The sequence below is a fragment of the Amycolatopsis sp. NPDC004625 genome, from assembly GCF_040609695.1.
Taxonomy (GTDB): Bacteria; Actinomycetota; Actinomycetes; order Mycobacteriales; family Pseudonocardiaceae; genus Amycolatopsis.
The window spans coordinates 1-20076 of sequence record NZ_JBEXKX010000094.1 but is presented as its reverse complement, the minus strand read 5'-3'; the positions used below and the strand labels follow the sequence as shown (position 1 = coordinate 20076).

21 protein-coding genes and 1 tRNA gene are annotated in these 20076 nt (G+C 71.5%); 10 read left to right on the top strand and 12 right to left on the bottom strand.

The genetic code is table 11. The annotated features are described in order from the left end of the window. Nucleotides 1-113 precede the first annotated feature (113 nt). Nucleotides 114-1040, bottom strand: coding sequence for a neutral zinc metallopeptidase (locus ABZW17_RS45635; RefSeq protein WP_354828941.1), 927 nt, complete (start codon nt 1038-1040; stop codon nt 114-116). A 485-nt stretch (nt 1041-1525) separates the two neighbouring features. Between ABZW17_RS45635 and ABZW17_RS45630 the strand changes: the two genes are divergently transcribed. Next, nucleotides 1526-1999: a MarR family transcriptional regulator gene (locus tag ABZW17_RS45630; RefSeq protein WP_354828938.1), complete on the top strand. Its 474-nt coding sequence runs from the start codon at nt 1526-1528 to the stop codon at nt 1997-1999. Between the two features lie 33 nt (nt 2000-2032). Here the strand turns inward: ABZW17_RS45630 and ABZW17_RS45625 are convergent. From ABZW17_RS45625 to ABZW17_RS45615, 3 genes are all read right to left on the bottom strand, one after another. Further along, a tRNA-Ser gene (locus tag ABZW17_RS45625) sits at nt 2033-2119 on the bottom strand. 98 nt (nt 2120-2217) lie between these two features. Continuing rightward, nucleotides 2218-3057, bottom strand: coding sequence for a patatin-like phospholipase family protein (locus ABZW17_RS45620; protein ID WP_354828936.1), 840 nt, complete (start codon nt 3055-3057; stop codon nt 2218-2220). A gap of 55 nt (nt 3058-3112) precedes the next feature. After that, complete coding sequence (locus ABZW17_RS45615; RefSeq protein WP_354828933.1) at nt 3113-3394, bottom strand: DUF2277 domain-containing protein; 282 nt, start codon at nt 3392-3394, stop codon at nt 3113-3115. Nucleotides 3395-3495: 101 nt separating this feature from the next. Here ABZW17_RS45615 and ABZW17_RS45610 point away from each other — a divergent pair, with 101 nt between their 5' ends. Continuing rightward, the gene (locus ABZW17_RS45610; RefSeq protein WP_354828931.1) at nt 3496-4437 is read left to right on the top strand and encodes an Ldh family oxidoreductase; all 942 of its coding nucleotides are present in this window, start codon (nt 3496-3498) and stop codon (nt 4435-4437) included. On the opposite strand, the gene ABZW17_RS45605 is transcribed toward ABZW17_RS45610, so the two are convergent. Both ABZW17_RS45605 and ABZW17_RS45600 read right to left on the bottom strand, forming a co-directional pair. Continuing rightward, on the bottom strand, nt 4434-4658 hold the full coding sequence (locus tag ABZW17_RS45605) for an RNA-binding S4 domain-containing protein (RefSeq protein ID WP_354828929.1): 225 nt from the start codon (nt 4656-4658) through the stop codon (nt 4434-4436). The two genes, ABZW17_RS45610 and ABZW17_RS45605, sit on opposite strands and share 4 nt — an antisense overlap. Before the next feature lie 18 nt (nt 4659-4676). After that, entirely contained in the window at nt 4677-5480 is an 804-nt protein-coding gene (locus tag ABZW17_RS45600) for a trypsin-like peptidase domain-containing protein (RefSeq protein ID WP_354828950.1), read from the bottom strand. 134 nt (nt 5481-5614) lie between these two features. On the opposite strand from ABZW17_RS45600, the gene ABZW17_RS45595 reads away from it, so the two are divergent. Together ABZW17_RS45595 and ABZW17_RS45590 are read left to right on the top strand one after the other, a co-directional pair. Beyond that, a complete protein-coding gene (locus tag ABZW17_RS45595; RefSeq protein ID WP_354828926.1) occupies nt 5615-6433 on the top strand; it encodes an SDR family NAD(P)-dependent oxidoreductase in 819 nt (272 codons plus the stop codon). A 90-nt stretch (nt 6434-6523) separates the two neighbouring features. Then, nucleotides 6524-7147 (top strand): hypothetical protein, encoded by a 624-nt coding sequence (locus ABZW17_RS45590; RefSeq protein WP_354828923.1) that lies wholly within the window; start codon nt 6524-6526, stop codon nt 7145-7147. Between the two features lie 3 nt (nt 7148-7150). On the opposite strand, the gene ABZW17_RS45585 is transcribed toward ABZW17_RS45590, so the two are convergent. Both ABZW17_RS45585 and ABZW17_RS45580 read right to left on the bottom strand, forming a co-directional pair. After that, nucleotides 7151-7810 carry a response regulator gene (locus ABZW17_RS45585; RefSeq protein WP_354828920.1) on the bottom strand — a complete coding sequence of 220 codons (660 nt, stop codon included), beginning with the start codon at nt 7808-7810 and terminating at the stop codon, nt 7151-7153. Further along, nucleotides 7807-9390, bottom strand: coding sequence for a sensor histidine kinase (locus ABZW17_RS45580; protein WP_354828947.1), 1584 nt, complete (start codon nt 9388-9390; stop codon nt 7807-7809). The genes ABZW17_RS45585 and ABZW17_RS45580 overlap by 4 nt, the downstream gene beginning before the upstream one ends. 191 nt (nt 9391-9581) lie before the next feature. Between ABZW17_RS45580 and ABZW17_RS45575 the strand changes: the two genes are divergently transcribed. From ABZW17_RS45575 to ABZW17_RS45560, 4 genes are all read left to right on the top strand, one after another. Continuing rightward, nucleotides 9582-10388, top strand: a complete 807-nt coding sequence (locus ABZW17_RS45575; RefSeq protein WP_354828917.1) for an ABC transporter ATP-binding protein — start codon at nt 9582-9584, stop codon at nt 10386-10388. After that, a complete protein-coding gene (locus ABZW17_RS45570; RefSeq protein WP_354828914.1) occupies nt 10378-11262 on the top strand; it encodes an ABC transporter permease in 885 nt (294 codons plus the stop codon). Before ABZW17_RS45575 ends, ABZW17_RS45570 begins: the two co-directional genes overlap by 11 nt. Nucleotides 11263-11283: 21 nt before the next feature. After that, nucleotides 11284-12333, top strand: a complete 1050-nt coding sequence (locus ABZW17_RS45565; RefSeq protein WP_354828911.1) for an ABC transporter substrate-binding protein — start codon at nt 11284-11286, stop codon at nt 12331-12333. Nucleotides 12334-12524: 191 nt separating this feature from the next. After that, complete coding sequence (locus ABZW17_RS45560; protein ID WP_354828909.1) at nt 12525-13235, top strand: G1 family glutamic endopeptidase; 711 nt, start codon at nt 12525-12527, stop codon at nt 13233-13235. Between the two features lie 16 nt (nt 13236-13251). Here the strand turns inward: ABZW17_RS45560 and ABZW17_RS45555 are convergent, their stop codons facing one another. Beyond that, the gene (locus ABZW17_RS45555; protein ID WP_354828944.1) at nt 13252-13860 is read right to left on the bottom strand and encodes a hypothetical protein; all 609 of its coding nucleotides are present in this window, start codon (nt 13858-13860) and stop codon (nt 13252-13254) included. Between the two features lie 67 nt (nt 13861-13927). Then, nucleotides 13928-16852, bottom strand: coding sequence for an AAA family ATPase (locus ABZW17_RS45550; RefSeq protein ID WP_354828907.1), 2925 nt, complete (start codon nt 16850-16852; stop codon nt 13928-13930). Nucleotides 16853-17299: 447 nt separating this feature from the next. Between ABZW17_RS45550 and ABZW17_RS45545 the strand changes: the two genes are divergently transcribed. Further along, nucleotides 17300-18403, top strand: a complete 1104-nt coding sequence (locus ABZW17_RS45545; protein ID WP_354828904.1) for a S1 family peptidase — start codon at nt 17300-17302, stop codon at nt 18401-18403. A gap of 96 nt (nt 18404-18499) precedes the next feature. Here ABZW17_RS45545 and ABZW17_RS45540 read toward each other — a convergent pair whose 3' ends face one another. Together ABZW17_RS45540 and ABZW17_RS45535 are read right to left on the bottom strand one after the other, a co-directional pair. Further along, on the bottom strand, nt 18500-18904 hold the full coding sequence (locus tag ABZW17_RS45540) for an SsgA family sporulation/cell division regulator (RefSeq protein ID WP_354828902.1): 405 nt from the start codon (nt 18902-18904) through the stop codon (nt 18500-18502). A gap of 155 nt (nt 18905-19059) precedes the next feature. Continuing rightward, a complete protein-coding gene (locus ABZW17_RS45535) occupies nt 19060-19626 on the bottom strand; it encodes a hypothetical protein (protein WP_354828899.1) in 567 nt (188 codons plus the stop codon). On the opposite strand from ABZW17_RS45535, the gene ABZW17_RS45530 reads away from it, so the two are divergent. Next, entirely contained in the window at nt 19627-19956 is a 330-nt protein-coding gene (locus tag ABZW17_RS45530) for a hypothetical protein (protein ID WP_354828896.1), read from the top strand. Nucleotides 19957-20076 lie beyond the last annotated feature (120 nt).

The window sequence follows — 20076 nt, the reverse complement described above, 5'->3', positions numbered from 1 at the left end:
TCCGCCCCCCGCGGGGGGGGGGGGGCGCCCCGCGGGCCTCGACCGCCTCGCGCGGGGTGTTGTGTTTAGTGGGGGTGAGCCCCCCCCACCCCCCCCACGACCGGTGTGGGTGCTCAGCCGAGGTTGTTGGTGCCGAAGGTGTCGCAGCGGGCCGGGTCGCCGGTCCGGAAGCCGGTGGTGAACCACTTCTTGCGCTGCGCGGACGTGCCGTGGGTGAACTTCGAGCGGTCGACCTGGCCGCCGCCGAGGTTCTCCTGGATGTAGTCGTCGCCGATGCGGGACGCGGTGTCCAGCGCGGAGTTGATGTCGTCCTGGGTGACGTCGGTGATCAGCGGCTTGCCGCTCTCGGTCGGCGTCGTCGAGGCGTGGTTGCCCCAGACGCCGGCGTAGCAGTCGGCCTGCAGTTCCAGGCGGACCGAACCGGACGTCGGGCCGGTGCCGGTGCCCTTGCGCGAGGTGCCGAGCAGGTTCTGCACGTGGTGGCCGTACTCGTGGGCGAGCACGTACGCCTCGGTGAAGAGGCCGCCCTGCGCGCCGAAGCGGGTCTTCAGCTCGTTGAAGAAGGACAGGTCGATGTAGACGTCGGAGTCGGCCGGGCAGTAGAACGGCCCGGTGTCGGAGGTCGCGCTGCCGCAGCCGGTGCGCACGCCGCCGTTGAAGAACTTCGTCGGGGCCTTCTGGTAGGTCGAGCCGGAGCGGGCGAACTGCTGCGTCCAGTAGTCCTGGACGGAGTTCACGATCGCGACGATCGCGCAATCGTGGTTCTTGTTGGCGTCCGCGCCGGTCTTGCACTCGCTCGAGAGCTTCGAGTTGTCGACCTGCTGGCCGGACCCGACGCTGCCGAGCCCGCCGCTCAGGCCGCTGCCGCCCGTGCTGACCCCGCCCAACTGGGACAGCACGAAGTAGATGATCAGGCCGACGACGCCGAGCCCGCCGCCGCCGAGCGCCACGCGGCCGCCGATCCCGCCGCCGCCTCCACCGCTTCCGCGCAGGTCCTGGACCTCGGAGGCGTCCAGACCGGCGTCGTCGTCGAATCTCACCCGCAAATGTTAACGAGCCTGGGTGCGGCCGTCGCGCTGACGGGCGCACCCAGGCTTGTACCGAGGTATGTCTTCTGTCGAGCGGTCGGCCGCTTCCGGGGCCGGCGTTCAGGCGCTGTCGTCACGGCTTCCGAGGCCGTGACCGGATCCAGGCCCGACCGACGCCGTATGCGTGAACGCATGGAAGCCCGCTCAGTAGCTGTTCACAGTCGCGACCAGCCCGGTAGATGTCCGTTCCGATCGCGGGGACGCAGCTGGCGGTCAACCGCGAGGATCACCCACCACGCAACCACCTGACCTCTCCTGGCGGAGAGCCGCGCCGTCTACCCTGACCGACCGTCCACCGACAAGCAGAATGCGCCTTTCCCGGCCGAGTCTCAACCTTTTCGTAACCCCACCTTCGGGCGATGTTGCGACGACATTTTCACCGGCACCGAATCGGCGTCGGATCGCGCGGTCCGTTGATCAGCGTTCTACGCTGTCTTATGACCGAGGAGCGGCCTGTGCGTTGGTTGGACGAAGCCGAGATGGCGGCGTGGCGCTCCTACATCGTGGCGACCCTCCTGCTGCGGCAGCGCCTGCACCGCGAGCTGGCCGAACGGCACGAGGTGTCGCTGACCGACTACGAAGTGCTCGTCTGCCTGCAGATGCAGCCCGGCCACCGGATGCGGATGTCCGAGCTGGCGGTGTTCATGGGGTCGACGAAGAGCAAGCTTTCGCACCAGGTCGCCAAACTGGAGGCGGCCGGCCTGGTCCGGCGGGCGCGCGACCCGGAGGACAAGCGCGGCGTGATCACGGAGGCGACCGACGAGGGCATGGCCCTGCTGGAGAAGGCCGCGCCGACGCACGTGGAGGGCGTCCGCGAGCACCTCATCGACCTGCTGACCCCCGAGGAGCAGGCGACGATCGCCGAGGCGTTCGAGCGCGTGCAGGCACACCTGCTGGAGGCGGAAGGCTGAACCCGGGCGCCGGAAGCGCCCGGGTGCTCAGTGCGGTAGCGGTGGGATTCGAACCCACGGAGAGGTTGCCCCCTCGCATGTTTTCAAGACATGTTCCTTCGGCCGCTCGGACACGCTACCCCTGCCCACGAGGGTAGCCGACGCCCTCCGCGGCCCCCTTGGCCAGGGAGTCTGCCGTTCGGGCCACGCGCCCGGTCCCGGTCAGCGTGCGGGCCCCCTCAGCGCCAGCTCAACGTGAGCGCCGCGCCCTGCGCGCGGCCCGCCTCCGCGGCCGGAGTACGCGTCGCCGGGTCCAGCGGGTTCTCGCCGACCGCTGCCTTCGACGCCTCGTCCGGCGTGATCAACGTGACCTCCGCCCCGCCCGCGCGCAGGTCGTCCAGCACCTCCAGCAGCGGCTTCTCCATCGGCAGCGGTGCGTCCGCGCCCAGCGGCGAAACCACCGTCACCCGGCTGAACCCCCGCGCGTAGTCCGCGTTCTCCGCCGATCGCACCCCGCCGTCCACGTACGCGCGGCCTTCAATCGTCACCGCCGGCCAGACGCCCGGGACCGCGCAGCTCGCCGCCACCGCGTCGACCAGCGAAACCCCGGACTCGCGGTCGAACCGGCGGGGCTCGCCGGTCTCCGCGTCGACCGCCACGATCACCAGGCGCTGCGCCGGCCACTCGTGCACCGGCAGGCGCGCCGCGATCACCGCGCGGCGCTCCGCTTCCGGCACCGTTTCGGCCGCCAAAGCCAGCTTCCCGACCGCGCGCCGCACCTCGGCCGGGTCGGTCGCGCCGGTCACCGCGCCGCCGAAGTCGGCGGCGAACTTCTCGAAGTCGATCTCGGCCGGGATCTCCGCCGTCTGGAGCGCCGGGTCCGCCTGGCGCGCGTACAGCTCCGCCAGCGGACGGCCGCTCGTCACCTGCGCGGCCACCACCGACCCCGCCGACGTCCCGACGAGCAGGTCCGCGCCCGTCAGGTCCTGGCCGTGCTCGGCCAGCCCCGCCAGCAGCCCCGTCGTCCACGCGATCCCGGCGACTCCGCCGCCACCCAAAACCAAAGCCTGTCCACCCATGCCGCCAGCCTAACGAGGGGGTCCGACAGTTTCCGGCCGTCGCAGGTGGGCCGGCTCAGGGCTGGCGCAGGGCCTTCGCGGCGATCCGTGCCCGCACCTCGGGCCGGCGCAGCGGCGGCACGGTCGCCGGCGGCTGGCGGCGCTCCGGCAGCTGCTCCAGCAGGCGGGTGGTGATCTCCGTGATCTCGGCGACCGCGGCCTCGAAGGGCTCGCGCGTGGCGTCCGAAAGCGTCTGCACGCCCGTCACCTTGCGGACGTACTGGCGGGCCGCGGCCTCGATCTCCTCGCCCGTCGCGGCCGGCTGAAGTCCCCGCAGGGTGGTGATGTTTCGGCACATGCCGCCCAGGGTACGTCGCTGCGGAGCTCTCGATCACACGGTCGGGTAGGGCCGGGCCGCCGTCGTTGACGCCCGGACCAGCGCTGGGCAATGTCGGGGTAGTGCCTCTCAGACCGCGTCCCTTCCGCTCCGCCCGCGCCGAACCCGGCACCCTCGAAGACGACCTCCCGGAAACCCCGATCCCCGAGCAGGCGTGGCCCCGCGTGCGGGCCGACGAGCTGGTCACCCTCGTGGCACACGTCTTCGCCGCGCACGGCCTCCCCGAAGCCCGCGCCCGCATCGCGGCCGAGGCCCTCTGCCACGGCGATCTGACCGGCTCGCCCGGGACCGGTGTCGCCGACCTGACCCGCGTGCACCTGCCGATGCTGGAGGAGGGGCTCGTCGTCCCGCACGCCGAGCCGCTGATGATCGCCGACCGCGGGGCCGCCGCGCTGATCGACTACCGCCGCGCGCCCGGGCTGTGGGCGGTCGGCGACGCGATGGACCGGGCGGTGACGCGGGCCGGCCGCTTCGGCGTCGGGCTCGTGTCGATGCGGGGGATCGGGCCGTTCGGCCGCGCCGGGCACCACGCCGCGCGGGCGCTGCCGCACGCGATGATCGGGCTGGTGCTCGCCGCGGGCGGCGAACCCGGCCGTCCGATGAACCCGCTCGGCATGGCGGCGCCCGGCGGGGCGTACCCGGAGTTCGTCTTCGACATGGACCGCCCGGGCTCCGAAGCCGCCGGGCTGACGCTGCTGGTCGAGGTCCTCGCCGGCGTGCTGTCGGGCGTCGCCGACCACGAGCACGACACCGGCTTGCTGGTGCTGGCGATCGCACCGACGACGTTGCGCAGCGCCGACGGCTTCTACCGCGCCGCGAGCGCGTTGTTCGGCAGCATGCTGGGCTGGGACGGCGGCGCACCGATCCGCTACCCGGGCTGGCGCGAGGCCCAGCACCTCGAGCAGTGCCGGGCCCTCGGCGTGCCCCTCGCGGGGCCGGTCCGCCGCGAGCTGGACGCCCTCGCGGCGTCACTCGGCCTGCCGCCGCTGACCAGCGTCGGTTAGTGGACCAGGACGACCTTGCCGCGGTCCGGGCCCACCGCCACGACGTCGCCGTCGGTCAGCTGGCGGCCGCGGCGGGTCTCCACCTCGCCGTTGACCGTGACCTCTTCCGCGTCGATCAGGTCCTTGGCGTGGGAGCCGTCCTCGGCCAGGCCGGCCAGCTTGAGGAACTGGCCGAGCCGGATCGGCTCTCCGGTGATGGGTACGTCGACGGGCTCGCTCATGCCCCGCATCATGCCGCGTCAGGTGCTGGCGGTCGTCTGCCGGTAGAGCGCGAGCACGTCCGTGTCGAAGTAGCTCGAGTACGACGTGTCGGCGTCGTCGCCGCCGTACTCGAAGCCGCCGATGACGCCGACGACCGTGCCGAGCTTGGTGTTCGGGTTCTGCTGGGTCACCCACGGGCCGCCGCTGGTGCCGGTCGGGAAGCCCGCGCAGTCCACGCGCAGCTGGAAGGTGTCCTGCTTGCTGGTGGTGTTCTGGCAGACCGCGGGCACCTCGGAGTCGTCCGGGTAGCCGGTGAGCGTGATCGACTGCTCGAACGCGGTCCCGGTGGCCAGCAGGTTCGCGCCGACCAGGCTTTCGAGCGACTTCGTGGCGCCCGCCTGGTGCGCGGTGGCGAAGCCGACGTCGAGGTCCGGGTCCGACGACGAGCTCCAGCCGGCCGCGACGCGCTCGTCGGACACCGTCCAGTAGCCGAACGGCGCGATCCCGTCGTGGTAGGCGGGCGCGAAGGTGATGCCGCTGATGTAGCCGCCGCCTTCGCCGTCGTGGATGCAGTGGGCCGCGGTCAGCAGCACGTCGCCCTGCTCGCTGTGCACGACGCTGGCCGTGCAGTAGTGCGCCCCTTCGACGAAGAGCGCGCCGACCGCCGGGCTCGACACCTTGGGCAGGTCACGCGCCGGGGCGGCCTCGACCGTCGCCGTCTCCGGCGTCGTCGCTTCCGCGGGCCGCAGCTGCTGGACGGCTTTGGCGACCACGACGCAGGTCACGCCGAGCAGGACGATCGCGGCGAGGGTGAGCAGAACGGCCGGCCGCCGCACGTGCATCGCCTCCTCGTCCCGGGTCGGTTCCGACCACATCACCATAGGACGACGGATCGGCACAATGAGAACACCCACAGCAAGCTCACAGCCGCTAGCATTTGCTACTCAGGAGTAACCCGAGCGAGGCGGGAGGGCCGATGAAGCGGTTCGCGGACAAGGTCGTGGTGATCACCGGAGCGGGCTCGGGCATCGGCCGGGCCCTGGCCTGCGAGTTCGCCCGGCGGGGCGCGCGGGTCGCGCTCTCCGACGTCGTGACCGCGAACGCCGAAGAGACCGCGAAGCTGGCCGGCGGCAACGCCCGCGCGTACACCTTGGACGTCGCCGACCGCGCCGCCGTGCTCGCGCACGCCGACGAGGTGGCCGACGAGCACGGCCGCGTCAACGTCGTCGTGAACAACGCGGGCGTCGCGCTCGGCGCGACCGTCGAGGAGATGACGTTCGAGGACTACGACTGGCTGATGGGCGTCAACCTCGGCGGCGTCGTGAACGGCACGAAAGCGTTCCTGCCGCACCTGATCGCGTCCGGCGACGGGCACGTCGTCAACATTTCCAGCGTGTTCGGTTTCGTCGGCGTGCCGACGCAGAGCGCGTACAACGCGGCGAAGTTCGCCGTCCGCGGATTCACCGAAGCACTGCGCGAAGAAATGCTCATCGCTCGCCACCCGGTCGCGGTGAGCTGCGTGCACCCCGGCGGGATCAAGACGAACATCGTGCGTAACGCGCGGAGCATCGCCGACGACCAGGAGAAGGCCGCACAGGGATTCGAGCGGATCGCCCACACCACACCGGAGAAGGCGGCGCAGACGATCCTCCGCGGTATCGAGCGGAAGTCGGCGCGGATCCTGATCGGACCGGACGCCTACGTCATCGACGCCATTCCGCGGGTGCTCGGCTCGGCCTACCAGCGGCCGCTGGCGGCGCTCGCGCGGCTCGGGCTGAAGCAGATGGACGGCTGACCTTCACTCAATGGAGTTGCGTTTCGGACAGGACCGTCCGAAATGGTCCAGAATGCGTGAGGTCCGCGAGCCCCGTCCCGGAGGTCCCCGATGCTTCGCACCGCACCACGCAGTGCGACCCGTTCGTCCAGCGACCGCACCGCGGTGGAACTGCTGGACCGCACCGGCATCGTCGCGGCGAGCCTGCCCCGGCGCCGCCGCACCGAAGACGAAACCCCGGCCGTCGCACCGATCTACACCCGGCCGCCGGTGTGCGACCAGGACCTGCGCCCGAAGTCGGTGGTGATCCGGCGGCGGGCCCGCACCTGGCTCGGCGGCGGGGCCGCGGTGCTGCTCGTCGCGGCCGGCTGGCTGGGCGGCGGGCTGTTCACCGGCAGCATGTTCGGCCCGGCGCCGGACGGTGACGCCGCCTCCCTGGACACGCGCCCGGCCGTCGCCGCGGCGCCCGCGCCGGAGCCGCAGCCGCTCGCCCCGCAGGCGCCGGTCGTCGTCACGCCGGCGCCGAAGACGGTGTACGTGCCGGTGCCCGCGAAGCCGGCGCCGAAACAGGTGCAGGCGCAGGCGAAACCGCAGCCCAAGAAGCAGCCGGTGCCGGACGACGGCACCGAGGCCCGGGTCGACTTGCCGACGTCGTCGGCGCCGCCGACCACCAACCCGATCCAGGCCTGGGTCAACGTCGCCGAGAGCATGATGCAGCGCTACGGCGGCCGCTGACCCTCAGGCGCCGGACCAGCGGTATTCGTGCTCTGGGCGGCCGGTGGCGCCGTAGCGCAGCCGCATCTGGACCGTCCCCGACTCGGCCAGCGCGGTGAGGTACCGCTGGGCCGTCGCCCGGGCCATGCCGAGCTCGCCGGCGACCTCCGCCGCCGACAGCGGACGTCCGGCCCGGCGCAGCTGCTCCGAAACCAGCCGGGACGTCGCCGTCGACTGGCCCTTGGGTGCGGACGTGCGGTCCTGGTCGTGCAGCACGCGGTACGCGCGGTCGACGTCGTCCTGGGCCAGCGCCCGGTCTTCGCCGAGCAGGCCGCGGAACCGCGCGTACGACGTCAGGCGTTCCGCGAGCTGGCGGGTGGTGAACGGCTTGATCAGGTAGTTCAGCGCGCCCGCCCGGATCGCCGCGGCGACCGACGCGCTGTCGGTCGCCGCGGACAGCACGATCGTGTCCGTCTGCAGCTCCGGGAGCACCACGAGACCGGACTCGTCGGGCAGGTAGACGTCGAGCAGGACGAGGTCCGGCGAGAGCTCGCGCACGCGGGCCCGGGCCTCGGCGGCGGTGTGCGCGGTGCCGACCACCGCGAACCCGGCCACCTCCTCGACGAACCCGGCGTGCACGCCGGCGACCCGGAAGTCGTCGTCCACGATCAGCGTGCGGATCATCCGTCCTCCGTCAGCATTCCGGGCAGTTTGGCGACGAACAGCGCGCCCGTCTCGCCTTCGCCGGGGTCGGCCAGCCAGACGTCGCCGCCGCGGGCGCGGGCGGCCTGCCGGGCGAGCGCCAGGCCCAGGCCGTGGCCGGGCGCGATCTTCGTCGAGACGCCTTCGTCGAACAACGTCCGCCGCAGGTCTTCGGGCACGCCGGGGCCACTGTCCACAACGGACACGTGCAGGGTGCCCTCCTCGGCGAGCAGGCCGACTTCGACCGTCGCCGGCCGCCGCGGGCCCATCCGCGCGGCGTGCAGGGCGTTGTCGACGAGGTTGCCGATCACGGTGTTCGCGGCGATCGGGTCGGTCACCGTCGTGGGCACCCAGGAGTCTTCGGCGAGCTTGAGCGCGAGGCCCTTTTCCTGCGCCTGCTCGGTTTTCGCGACGAGCAGCGCCTGCAGGTAGGGGTCGGCGACGGCGGCGCCCAGCTCGCTCGGCCGCGCCGACGACGAGTCCGTCAGCGTCTGCAGGTACTCGACGGCCTCGGTGTGGTGGCCGAGCTGCAGCAGCCCGTAGAGCGTGTGGAGGCGGTTGGCGAACTCGTGCCGCTGCGCGCGCAGGCCGTCGGACAGCGCGCGGATGCCGTCGAGCTCGCGGGTCAGCGTGTCGAGGTCGGTGCGGTCGCGGAAGGTCAGCACGGTGCCGATGTCCCGGTCGTCCAGCCGGACCGCCCGGGAATTGATCACCAGCACGCGGTTTCCCGCCACCGCAAGGAGGTTGTCGACCGGGCGGCCTTCGGCGACGGCCTTGTTCAGCCGCGGGCTGAGCTCCAGTTCGGACATCGTCGCACCGATCGGGAGTTCGGTGCCGAGCAGGCGTTCGGCCTCGGTGTTGCGCACCGAGACACGCTTCGCGTCGTCGACGGCCAGGACGCCTTCGCCGATGCCGTGCAGCACGGCTTCGCGCTCGTAAAGCAGCTCGGTGAGCTCGTGCGGTTCGAGGCCGTGCGTGACGCGCCGCAGCCGCCGGTTCAGCAGCGCCGACGCGCCCGCGCCGAGCAGGAGCGCGCCGCCGGCGAACAGCAGCGTGATCACCAGGAGCTGGTTGAACGCGCCGATCGGCTGGGCCACCTCGAACCCCACGCTCACCTCGCCGACCACCCGGCCCCGGTTGGCGGTCCAGATCGGCGTCTTGCTGCGCACGGACAACCCGAGCGTCCCGCTCTGCACCGCGCTGACCTCGTCGAACCCGGCGAGGGCACGGTCCGGCGGCGTGCTGACCGGCTTGCCGATTTCGCTCGGCGTCGGATGGGCGAGCCGGATGCCCTTGTCGTCGGTGATCACCACGAACAAGGCGTCGTTGGCCGTGGTGACGGCCAGCGCGCGTTCCTCGAGCGCCCCGCCGGGGAGCTTCGCGGCGGCGTTCGTGACGACGACGGGGTCCGCCGCCACGGACTTCGCGATGGCCAGGGCGCGCTGCCCGTACTGCTCGGTGAGGGTCGAACGCAGCAGCACGCTGACCAGGGCGACCCCGAGTCCCACGACCAAGGCGACCACGCCGATCTGCAGCAGCAGCACCTGCCGGCTGAACCGCATGCGCGGGAAGAGCGCCCACTTTGGCATGGCGGGGACCATACCCCCTGGTCAGCGCCGTGCGCTAAATGAGCAAAACATTCAGAACGCGCAGCGGCGACGCAGAACGTCGACAAGCTTCACCTCGGCGCCACGCGTACTTAACGTCCTTCCCCAACGTGACCCCCACCACGTGACGAAGGAGTCACCTCCCCATGGTTCCCCCACTGATCGAACTCACCGGAGCCACCAAACGGTTCCCGAGCGGGTCCGGTTCCGTGCACACGGCCGTCCGCGACCTGACCATGACCGTGCAGCCCGGCGAGTTCGTCGCCGTCGTCGGCCCGACCGGCTGCGGCAAGTCGACGACGCTCTCGCTGGTCTCCGGGCTGCAGCCGCCGTCCGCCGGCCGGGTGCGGGTGAACGGCGAGGACGTGAAGTCCATTCCGGACGGTGTCGGCTACATGTTCCAGACCGACGCGGTGATGCCGTGGCGTTCGGTGCTCGACAACGTCGCCTCCGGCCCGCGGTTCCGCGGTGCGTCCAAGGCCGAGGCCCGCGCGCAGGCCGTCGACTGGATCGCCCGCGTCGGGCTCGCCGGGTTCGAGAAGTACTACCCGCACCAGCTCTCCGGTGGCATGCGCAAGCGCGTCGCGCTGGCCCAGACGCTGGTCACCAAGCCGAAGATCCTGCTGATGGACGAGCCGTTCTCGGCCCTGGACGTCCAGACGCGGGCGCTGATGCAGGACGAGCTGCTGCGGCTGTGGTCCGGTTCGGGGGCCGCGGTGATCTTCGTGACGCACGACCTCGACGAGGCCATCGCGCTCTCGGACAAGGTCGTCGTGCTGACGACGTCGCCGGCCACCGTGAAGGACGTCTTCGAGATCCCGCTGGAACGGCCGCGGAAGGTGGAGGACCTGCGGCTGACCGAGGACTTCCGCAAGCTCTACGCCGACATCTGGGAATCACTGCGCAGCGAGGTCGACAAGGCCCGCGAGAAGGGAGCGAGCAATGTCGCTTGAGACCCCCGCGGCGCCGGCCGCGTCCCTCCCGGTGCTGGAAACCGAGCAGGACATCCTGACCCGCGCGAAGCGGGCGTCGTCGCGGCGCAAGCGCAACACCTGGCTGCTGCGGCTGGCGCTGGTCGTCGTCTGGCTGGGCAGCTGGGAGCTGACCGCGACCTACTGGATCGACCCGTTCTTCTACTCGAAGCCGTCGCGCATCTGGCAGCGGCTGGTCGAGTGGGTCACCAGCGGCACCGACTTCGGCTCGCTCTGGTACCAGCTGTGGGTCACCGTCGAAGAGGCGTTGGTCGGCTTCGCGATCGGTGCGGTCGCCGGCGTGATCTTCGGCGTGATCCTGGGCCGCAGCCAGTACCTGGCCGACGTGCTCGCGCCGTTCATCAAGGCCGCCAACGCGGTCCCGCGCATCGTGCTCGCCTCGCTGTTCGTCATCTGGTTCGGCCTCGGGCTGGCGTCGAAGGTCGCCACCGTCGTCGTGCTGGTGTTCTTCGTGGTGTTCTTCAACGCCTTCACCGGCGCCCGCGAGGTGGACCGCAACCTGATCGACAACGCGCGGATCCTCGGCGCGGGCCGGATGCAGGTGATCAAGGCGATCGTGCTGCCGAGCGCGACGTCGTGGATCCTCTCGTCGCTGCACACCGCGTTCGGCTTCGCGCTGATCGGCGCGGTCGTCGGCGAGTACGCCGGGTCCAAGGCCGGCATCGGCTTCCTGATCTCGAACGCGCAGGGCACGTTCGACTCCGCGGGCATCTACGCCGCGATGATCATCATCACCGTCGTCGCCCTGGTCGCCGAGTGGGGCATCGGGAACCTCGAGAACCGGCTGCTGCGGTGGCGGCCGTCGATGTCCACCTCCAGCCAGACCGTCATCTGAGCCACTGAAAGGACCGAATCGATGAGGATTCGCCGGATCGCCGCCGCGGTCACCGCGCTGACCGTGGTGGCCGGGCTGACCACCGCGTGCCAGGACTCCCGCGTCGCCGCCACGGGCGAAGGGGGCAAACCCAAGGTCACGATCATGGTCGGTGGCCTGGAAAAGGTCATCTACCTGCCCGCGATGCTGACCCAGCAGCTCGGCAACTTCGCCGCGCAGGGCATCGACGTCGAGCTGCAGAGCGAGCAGTCGGGCGCCAACGCCGAGACCGCGCTCGTGGCCGGGCAGGTGCAGGGCGTGGTCGGGTTCTACGACCACACGATCGACCTGCAGGCCAAGGACCAGTGCATCAAGAGCGTCGTGCAGCTGGCCAACATCCCGGGTGAGGCCGAGGTCGTCGGCACCGCGCACGCCGACCAGATCAAGAGCTCGGCCGACTTCAAGGGCAAGAAGCTGGGCGTGACGTCGCTCGGGTCGTCCACCGACTTCCTGACGAAGGCGCTGGCGGCCAAGGCGGGCGTCGGGGCCGACCAGTACACGCCGGTGAAGGTCGGCGCCGGGCAGACGTTCATCGCGAGCCTGGACAACGGCGGCATCGACGGCGGCATGACGACCGACCCGACGATCGCCCAGCTGACCAACACGGGCAAGGCGAAGGTGCTGTACGACCTGCGGACGGAAGCGGGCACGAAGGCCGCGCTGGGCGGCCTGTACCCGGCGTCGTCGCTGTACATGAGCTGCGACTTCGTGGACCGCAACAAGGACGCCGTGCAGAAGCTGGCGAACGCGTTCGTGGCCACGCTGCAGTGGATCGGGCAGCACAGCCCGGAGGAGATCGCGGCGAAGATGCCGCCGTCCTACAGCGGTGGCGACAAGGCGCTGTACATCAAGTCCGTCAAGGACAGCATCGGGATGTTCAACAAGGACGGCAAGATGGACGCCGCCGGCGCGAAGAACGTGCTCGAGGTGCTTTCGAGTTTTTCGAAGAACGTGCAGCCGAAGAAGGATTCGATCGACCTGTCGAAGACTTACACGACCGAGTTCGTCGACGCGGCCGCGAAACAGGGCTGATGGCCCCGCTCACCTGACCGGGCGGTAGGTGAGCGAAATGGACCCGTAAAGGCCTCTTTCCCCCGCGGAGGCCTTTACGGGTCTTTTCGGACAACAGGAAGACCATGCGAAAGTAGCTACCTTCTTTTTCGCATTGCTCCAACACTTGGGGAACGGTTTTCCCGGTCCCCATCGGTGAACGGAGTCCCCGCATGTCCAGAATCCTTTCGTCGCGTCCTGTCCGCGTCCTCACGGCCGTTGCCGCGGCGGCCGCCGGCTTGGCTGTCTCCGGCACCGCGCACGCGGCTGTCGAGTACGGGTCGCACTTCCACGGCCACCAGTTCTCCGGCGGCAACTGGGGCGGCTACGTCAGTTTCGGCAGCTTCACCACGGCGACGGCGAGCTGGACCGAGCCGTCGGTGACGTGCAACTCGACGAACGACCTGTTCGCCCCCTGGGTCGGCATCGACGGCGACGGATCGTCCACAGTGGAGCAGACGGGTGTCGAGACGGACTGCTCCAGCGGCCGCCCGGTGTATTCGGCCTGGTACGAGATGTACCCGGCGGCCCCGGTGTACTACAGCGTGTCGGTGAGCGCGGGCGACCACATCACGGCCACGGTCACCCGCACGGCGGCCAACACCTACCGCCTGGACCTGTCGGACACGACCAAGGGCTGGTCCAAGACGACCACGAAGTCCCTGACGTCGAGGCACGCGTCCGCGGAGGCGATCATCGAGTCCCCCACGGACTCGTACCCGTCGATCTCGGGCGGCGTGAAGTTCACCGGGGTGAAGTTCAACGGCACGAACCTGGCCTCGACGAGCCCGTCGGGCCTGAACGCGGACGACCGCGGCACCTACACGTGGATCCCGGGCGCCATCGGCTCCGACGGCCAGAGCTTCACCATTTCGCGCCACTGAGTCATTTCGAGCAGCGTCACTTCAGGTTGTTGATCGCCCAGGCGACCACCATCACCGCCAGCACCAGCGACACGACCGCCTGCAGCATCATCGTCATCTTCGCCCAGATCCGCAGGGGCATGACGTCGGTGGGGCTGAAGGCGGCCGCGTTGGTGAACGAAAAGTACAGGTAGTCCAAATAGGACGGCTCCCAGTCCTGGTGCGCCAGGCCCGGGTCGGCCATCTGCGGGAACTGCAGGTCGGGGTGCTCGGCCTGGCCCGCGGCTCGCCGGCTCGGGCCGCCGCGGTCGAACTCCCAGTACCAGAGGGAAAACGCCACGATGTTCGTCCAGTACACGATGCCGCCGGTGACCAGGACCGCGCCCGCGCGGTCGCCGATCGTCCCGGTTGCGATGTCGTAGACCAGGGACACCGCGGAGAACGCGTTGACCGCCGTCACGGTCGCGACGAGCAGCAGCGAAATCACCCGCTCGATCGCGCTGAACTGGGTCATCCGGCCCGGGTTGGCCAGCAGCAGCGCGACGACGAGCAACCCCGACACCGCGGGCAGCAGCCACCACGGGTTCAGCGCCATGTCGTCGGGCAGGACGACCTGCAGCACGAGCGTGGCGACGACGACGCCCATCGCGGGCCAGCGGGTCTCGCCGGAGGTTCGCCGGCGCCAGGCGGGAAGGGCCTCTTCGGTCACCGGCTCACGTTAGGTCGCCTCCGGCCGGCGCGCCAACGCTCACCGCGCCCGGCAGTTTGCGGGCCACGTCCGTCCGCGACCGCGCGCCCAGCTTGCGCAGCACCTTCGCCACGTGCTGCTCGACTGTCCGCGGCGACAGGAACAGCCCGTCCGCTATCTCCCGGTTCGTCCGGCCCTCCGCCAGCATCCGGGCCACTTCGCGCTCCCGCGGCGACAGCTCGCTCCCGTACCCACGACGTCCGCGTTGCGAAGGGGCCCAGGCGCCGTGCTCGCGCAGCTGGTGACGGCAGCGTCCGGCGTCGCGGGTCGCGCCGAGCTGTTCGTACGCCTCGGCCGCCGCGGTCAGCTCGTCGACGGCGGTCCGGTTGCCCGCCGCCAGGCGGCACATCGACGCGCGCTCGCGCATGGCCGTCGCCGGGTAGGGCATCGGCAGGGCCGCGTAGCCGGCCGTGGCCTCGTCGAACAGCGTCGCCGCGGCCAGGTGCTTGGCCCGGGCCTCCAGCAGCACCGCCCGGCCGGCCACCAGCGCGGCCGTGGCGACCGGCGCGTCCCGGCCTTCGATGCCGCGCGCGAACGCCTCGACGACGTTGTCGGCTTCCGGCCAGCGTCCGGCGCGCGCGTACGCCTGCGCCGCCGCCGGGACCAGCGCCGCCGCCCAGCTCCAGACGCCCTTGCGGCCGGCCGCGGCCACCGCCGTGTCGGCCGCCGCGCACGCGCCCTCGACGTCGTCGGTCGCGAGCAGCACCGAGATCAGCACCCCGGCGGCCGAGAGCACCACCGGGATCGGGCCGCGGTCCGGCGCGTGCACGCTCGCCGCGGCCAGGTGCCGCTGCGCGGCGGCGAACTCGCCGCGCACGGCCGCGAGCCCGCCCAGCACCAGCGACGACTCCATGACGATCGGGCCGAGTTCCGGGTAGCTGTCCCGCAGCTGCTCGGCGGCTTCGGCGAGGCCGGTCCAGCGGCCGCGCACCCAGTCCAGCCGGACGCGGGTGCCCTGGATCAGGCCGATCGCGTACAGCGCGCCGGCGTCGGTCGCGCGCCGGACGCCCTCGGTGACCAGGCGTTCCGCGCGGTCGAGGTGCCCGGCCCAGGACTGCCCGTCCGCGAGGTTGCACCACAGCCGGGCCAGCTGGACGCGCTCGGCGACCGTGCCGACGGTGTCCGACAGCGCTTCGAACTCCGTCCAGGCCGAGCCGTCGCCGACGTGCGACGCGGCCGCGATGCGGTCGGCGGTCAGCGCGAGCCGCAGCTCCGGGTCGTCGAGCCGCTCGTACACCTCACCCGCGCGGGCGCGCCAGGCTTCGTGCCACGCCAGCGGCGTCAGCCCGTCGATCGGCTGGGCCAGCAGGGTGATCCCGCGCGCGGCGAGGTCCGGCCGGTCGGTCAGCTCGCCGACCGCGCGTTCGACCTCGAGCCGGCCACGGCCGAGGCCGCCGATGGTCCGGACCAGCAGCATCCCGACGCTGAGCCGGATCGACCCGCGGACCGACGGCGGCAGGGTCACCTCTTCGAGGACGCGCTGCAGCGTGCCGAGCACGTCGGGGCGGAACCCGCGCAGCGCGACCTGGCTCAGCTTGCCCGCCACCCGCCCGATGTCGGCCTGCGCCGGGCCGGGTTCGGCGAGCACGGACTGCAGCAGGTCGATCGCGCGGGACGTCTCGCCGCGGGTGATCGCCTCGTCGGCGGCGGCTTCGGCGTAGTGCCGCCACTGGTCGACGCGGCCGGCCGCGCGCGAGTGCCGGGCCAGCAGGGTGAGCGGCGGCGACGGCTGCGCGGCGAGCACGCGGATCGCCTGCGCGTGCAGCAACGCGCGTTCGGGGCCGGTCACGGTGTCGTAGACCGCCTTGCGCGCGAGCGGGTGCCGGAAGCCGTACCGGCCGTCGCCGACTTCGCCGAGCACGCCGCCGGAGAGGGCGGCGAGCAGCGCGCTGCGCAGGGTGTCGTCGGTGAGCCCGGCCAGCTCGCCGAGTACGGCGGCTTCGGCGGCGACACCGAGCACCGCGGCGGCGCCGGCCAGCCGGACGGCGTGTTCGGGCAGCGCGGCCAGCCGTTCGGTGACGGCTTCCCGCAGCAGCACCGGGACTTCGAGGTTCTCCAGCAACCGGTCCGAGAGCACTTCGCCGACCGGCAGCCGGTCGGCCGCTTCCTTCAGGGCCCGCAGCGTTTCTTCGGCGACGAACGGGATCCCGGCGGTGCACTCGTGCAGCTTCGCCGCGAATTCGTCGGTGACGCGGGGCAGGTCGAGGATCTCGGCGGCCAGCCGGCGCACGGCCGTGACGTCGAGCGCGCCGAGCGCGACCCGGGCGGAGTGGACGGCCGGGTCGGTGCGGAACGGCGCCCCGAGGGGGCCGGGCCGGACGTCGGTCGCCGATCGGTAGGTGGCGACCACCGCCAGCTCGGACGGCATGGCCCCGGCGAGGAACCGCATGAGGTCCCGTGTGTCCTCGTCGGCCCACTGGAGGTCGTCGATCAGCACGAGCGTGGGGCCGCACGCGGCCAGCAGCTCCCGGACCGCGCGGAACACGCGGTGCCGTTCGGCGACCGGGTCGGCGAGGGGTTCCGGCCGCGCGGGAAGCGCTTCCGCGAGCTCCGGCAGCAACGGCCGCAGCACGCCGGCGACCGGGCTGAGAGGCCCGAGCGGCTGGTCGCCCACCGCGCGAAGCGCTTCCAGGACGGGGCCGTAGGGGAAGGGTTCCCGCAGCGGCTGGCAGGCGCCGGTGAGGACGCGGCCGCCGTCGAACTCCGGGCGCCGGCCGATCTCGGCGAGCAGCCGGGTGCGGCCCATCCCCGGCTCGCCCTCGATCAGGACGGCGGCCGGGCGCTGTTTCAGCACGGCGACGATGGCGTCGAGCTCGGCATCGCGGCCGGTCAGCCGGGCGGGTCCGGACCGGACGGAAACCGAGGTGGGACGGGGGGCGGTCAGCCACATATGACCCTCCTCGACGCACACCGAGACCGTGCGCGGGAGCCTAAGCAGCGCCGATCCGTCCGTAAACCTTTCACCGAATACGTGGTCGCTGCTGTTGTCACACGTCCGCCTACCCACCGTCACCGGTTTGCTGCGGGAACCGGCGGGATCGGGTCACCCAGCGTGCGAAACCCCGGACGATCGCACGTTCGAACGTCGCTTAACGCGTTCGTGTACTACGGATGACTACTGAAAGTAGTTCACGGAAACCCTACTTACGGACCTGTCCGACCGGGTGACACGTGGCCCTTGAGCCCGGCTGGAGCAGGGGATTCGTCCGCGGTGAATGCGTATACCCATTCGCCGGGCGTCCGGATTGCACCGTAACGCCCACGGCGGGGACGCTCACCCGGGGGAGTACCACTGCGTGGCCGGTGCGGAGCCGCGCGTAACCACCTAGGGAGAAGCATGAAGATCGCGAGACTTCTCGGTGCCGCTGCGACCGCGGTGATGGCGACGGGCGCGCTGGCCGCGACCGCCGTGCCCGCGTCGGGCCAGGACCTGCTGAACCCGGACATCGTGCCCGCCATGCAGCGGGACCTGGGCCTGACCCACGACCAGGCGGTCACGCGGCTGAAGAACGAGGACGTCGCCACCAAGGTGACCGAATCGCTCACCGCGGCCCTCGGCGACGCGTTCGGCGGGGCGACTTACAACGCCGCCACCGGCAAGGCGCACGTCACGACGACGAACGCCGCGCTGGTCGCCAAGATCCGCGAAACCGGGGCGGAGGCGGAGGTCGTCAAGTTCAGCGCCCGCCGGCTCAACTCCACTGTGGACACCCTGAACGCCGCCGACAAGGCCGCGCCCGCCGCGATCACCGGCTGGGGCGTCGACGACGCCACCAACCGCGTCACGCTGGACGTGCTGCAGGGCCAGCGCGCCGCCGCGGACGCGTTCCTCACCAAGTCCGGTGTGGACAAGTCCGTGGTGACGATCCGCGAGACGACGTCGGTGCCGAGCACCTACGCCAACATCCGCGGTGGCGACGCCTACTACATCGGCGGTTCGGCCCGCTGCTCGGTCGGCTTCGCGACCACGACCGGCTTCGTCACGGCCGGCCACTGCGGGGCCCTCACCGGCGGCGGCGCGCTGACCGGGTCGAACGGCGCCGCGCTCGGCAGCTGGATCACCTACCGCTTCCCGGGTGTCGACTACGCGGCGGTCCGGACCAACAGCAGCTGGACCCCGGTCGCGCAGATGAACAACGGCACCGCGGTGCGCGGCCAGTCGAACGCCGCGACCGGCTCGTCGGTCTGCAAGGCCGGCTCCACCACCGGCTGGACCTGCGGCACCATCGGCGCCAAGAACCAGAGCGTCCGCTACGCCGAGGGCACGGTCAACGGCATGACCGCGACCAACGTCCGCTCGGCCGCGGGTGACTCGGGCGGCGGCTTCATCGCCGGCAACTACGCGCAGGGCGTCCTGTCCGGCGGCAACACGTCCGTGACGTACTTCTACCCGATCGCCGGCGCGCTCTCCGGCACCGGCACCACCCTCAAGACCAGCTGAGGTTCTGCGGGAAAAGCGAAAGGGCGGGTTCCGGGCGCCTCCAGCGCGCCCGGAACCCGCCCTTCGTCCTCGCCGCGGGATTGGGAGGTTCAGGGGTCAGACGTTGCTGATCTCCTCGATCAGCCCGTCGACGTCGAAGTGCGCGCTCTCCTCGCCGAGCGGCACCAGTTCGAGGGAGGCGTCCAGGAAGGTCCGGACGTCTTCGACCTCGAGCTCGAACGACGCATAGCCGTCCGGTGACTCGATTTCCAGGGTGAGGAAGTCTTCGTCTTCGGAGAGATCCGGGCGGATCCGGACATCCCCGAGCCCGGCCGGCTCGTCCAGCCCGGCGACGAGCAGGTCACGCGCGAAGGTCCACTCGATCCACCGGCCGCGCTCGGTCCGGAAGGCCACGGTGACCGCGAAGGGTTCGTGGGAGTGGTAGGACAGGCGCGACAGGACGGGCGTGGTGCTCTCGTTCAGCAGCACGAACTGGCTCTGGTGTACGGCGTCGGTGTGCACGGCCCCTCCTGGAGTCTCGCGGTCGGTTCGCGCGGCGCGAACTGTTCGGCAAGGAGATGACCAGGGGGAACGGTCATGACGGAGAAAGTCTCACGTTCACTTGATCGGTTGCATCCGTCCATTGTGGTGTAACACCGGGCACATACCCCTTGCGCTCAGCCGGCCACGGGTGGTGACGGCTCGCGCAGGGCCACGGGCAGCTTCTTCCGCAGCACGAGCAGCGCGGGGACGGCGGACGCGCAGGTCAGGGCCAGGATCGCCCAGGTCAGGGCGTTGCTGACGCTGAGCAGGCCGGCCAGCAGGCCCGGGGCGAGCGCGATCGGCAGACCCCAGGAGAGCTGGAAGATCGAGCTGGCCCGCCCTTCGGCCCCCGGCGGCGCGGCCGCGGCGGCCGCCGCGGTGGCGGTCGGGCCGAAGAGGGCCTCCGCGACCGAAAAGCCGAGGCTGGTGAGCAGGATCAGCACGGTGGCCACCGGCAGCGGGACGGCCGTCAACGGGACGAGCAACGCGAAGCAAACCGCGAAGAGGACGGCAGCCCCGATGAGCCCGGCGGTCCGGCTGCGCCCGGCGAGCAGGGCGACGATCGGCCGCTGCGCGGTGACCACGACCACGGTCCCGGCGGTGATCGCGGCCCCGGCGATCCACTGTGGACCGTGCAGCAGATCCCGGACGACGATCGGCAGCACGGAGAACTTGCTCGCGCTGGCCAGGGTGAACGCCATGTGGGTGACGCAGAACCCGGTGAAGGCCCGATCCCCCACCACAACCCGCCAGCCCCCACGCCTCGCAGCCAACGAACCGGCCGCCGCCACAACCCCGCCACCGCCACCACCAGCGCCACCGCCGCCACCATCACCGCCGCCGCCGCCACCAGCGCCACCAGTGCCGCCGCGACCGCCACCACCATCATCACTGCCGCCGCCAGCGCCGCCACCACCATCACCGCCGCCGCCACCGCCGCCGCCGCCAGCGCCACCGCCACCACTGCCGCCGCCACCATCGCCGCCGACCTCGACCCCGGCCGTAGAGCCCTCTGCCGTGGCTGGTCGTGAGTGGTAAGGCGGGTTCTAACCCGCCTTACGCCAAAAGCCGCGCGGGCTCGGGGGGGGAGAGGGAAGCCCCCCCCCCCAAAAAGCCCCCGTGAAGGACGGCGGGGGGGGGTACCCCCCCCG

Excerpts from the sequence above, each read along its gene's own strand:
- ABZW17_RS45630 (WP_354828938.1), top strand. The coding sequence starts at position 1,526 with ATGACCGAGGAGCGGCCTGTGCGTTGGTTGGACGAAGCCGAGATGGCG.
- ABZW17_RS45620 (WP_354828936.1), bottom strand. The coding sequence starts at position 3,057 with ATGGGTGGACAGGCTTTGGTTTTGGGTGGCGGCGGAGTCGCCGGGATC.
- ABZW17_RS45615 (WP_354828933.1), bottom strand. The coding sequence starts at position 3,394 with ATGTGCCGAAACATCACCACCCTGCGGGGACTTCAGCCGGCCGCGACG.
- ABZW17_RS45605 (WP_354828929.1), bottom strand. The coding sequence starts at position 4,658 with ATGAGCGAGCCCGTCGACGTACCCATCACCGGAGAGCCGATCCGGCTC.
- ABZW17_RS45600 (WP_354828950.1), bottom strand. The coding sequence starts at position 5,480 with ATGCACGTGCGGCGGCCGGCCGTTCTGCTCACCCTCGCCGCGATCGTC.
- ABZW17_RS45595 (WP_354828926.1), top strand. The coding sequence starts at position 5,615 with ATGAAGCGGTTCGCGGACAAGGTCGTGGTGATCACCGGAGCGGGCTCG.
- ABZW17_RS45590 (WP_354828923.1), top strand. The coding sequence starts at position 6,524 with ATGCTTCGCACCGCACCACGCAGTGCGACCCGTTCGTCCAGCGACCGC.
- ABZW17_RS45585 (WP_354828920.1), bottom strand. The coding sequence starts at position 7,810 with ATGATCCGCACGCTGATCGTGGACGACGACTTCCGGGTCGCCGGCGTG.
- ABZW17_RS45580 (WP_354828947.1), bottom strand. The coding sequence starts at position 9,390 with ATGCGGTTCAGCCGGCAGGTGCTGCTGCTGCAGATCGGCGTGGTCGCC.
- ABZW17_RS45575 (WP_354828917.1), top strand. The coding sequence starts at position 9,582 with ATGGTTCCCCCACTGATCGAACTCACCGGAGCCACCAAACGGTTCCCG.
- ABZW17_RS45570 (WP_354828914.1), top strand. The coding sequence starts at position 10,378 with ATGTCGCTTGAGACCCCCGCGGCGCCGGCCGCGTCCCTCCCGGTGCTG.
- ABZW17_RS45565 (WP_354828911.1), top strand. The coding sequence starts at position 11,284 with ATGAGGATTCGCCGGATCGCCGCCGCGGTCACCGCGCTGACCGTGGTG.
- ABZW17_RS45560 (WP_354828909.1), top strand. The coding sequence starts at position 12,525 with ATGTCCAGAATCCTTTCGTCGCGTCCTGTCCGCGTCCTCACGGCCGTT.
- ABZW17_RS45555 (WP_354828944.1), bottom strand. The coding sequence starts at position 13,860 with ATGGGCGTCGTCGTCGCCACGCTCGTGCTGCAGGTCGTCCTGCCCGAC.
- ABZW17_RS45550 (WP_354828907.1), bottom strand. The coding sequence starts at position 16,852 with ATGTGGCTGACCGCCCCCCGTCCCACCTCGGTTTCCGTCCGGTCCGGA.
- ABZW17_RS45545 (WP_354828904.1), top strand. The coding sequence starts at position 17,300 with ATGAAGATCGCGAGACTTCTCGGTGCCGCTGCGACCGCGGTGATGGCG.
- ABZW17_RS45535 (WP_354828899.1), bottom strand. The coding sequence starts at position 19,626 with ATGGCGTTCACCCTGGCCAGCGCGAGCAAGTTCTCCGTGCTGCCGATC.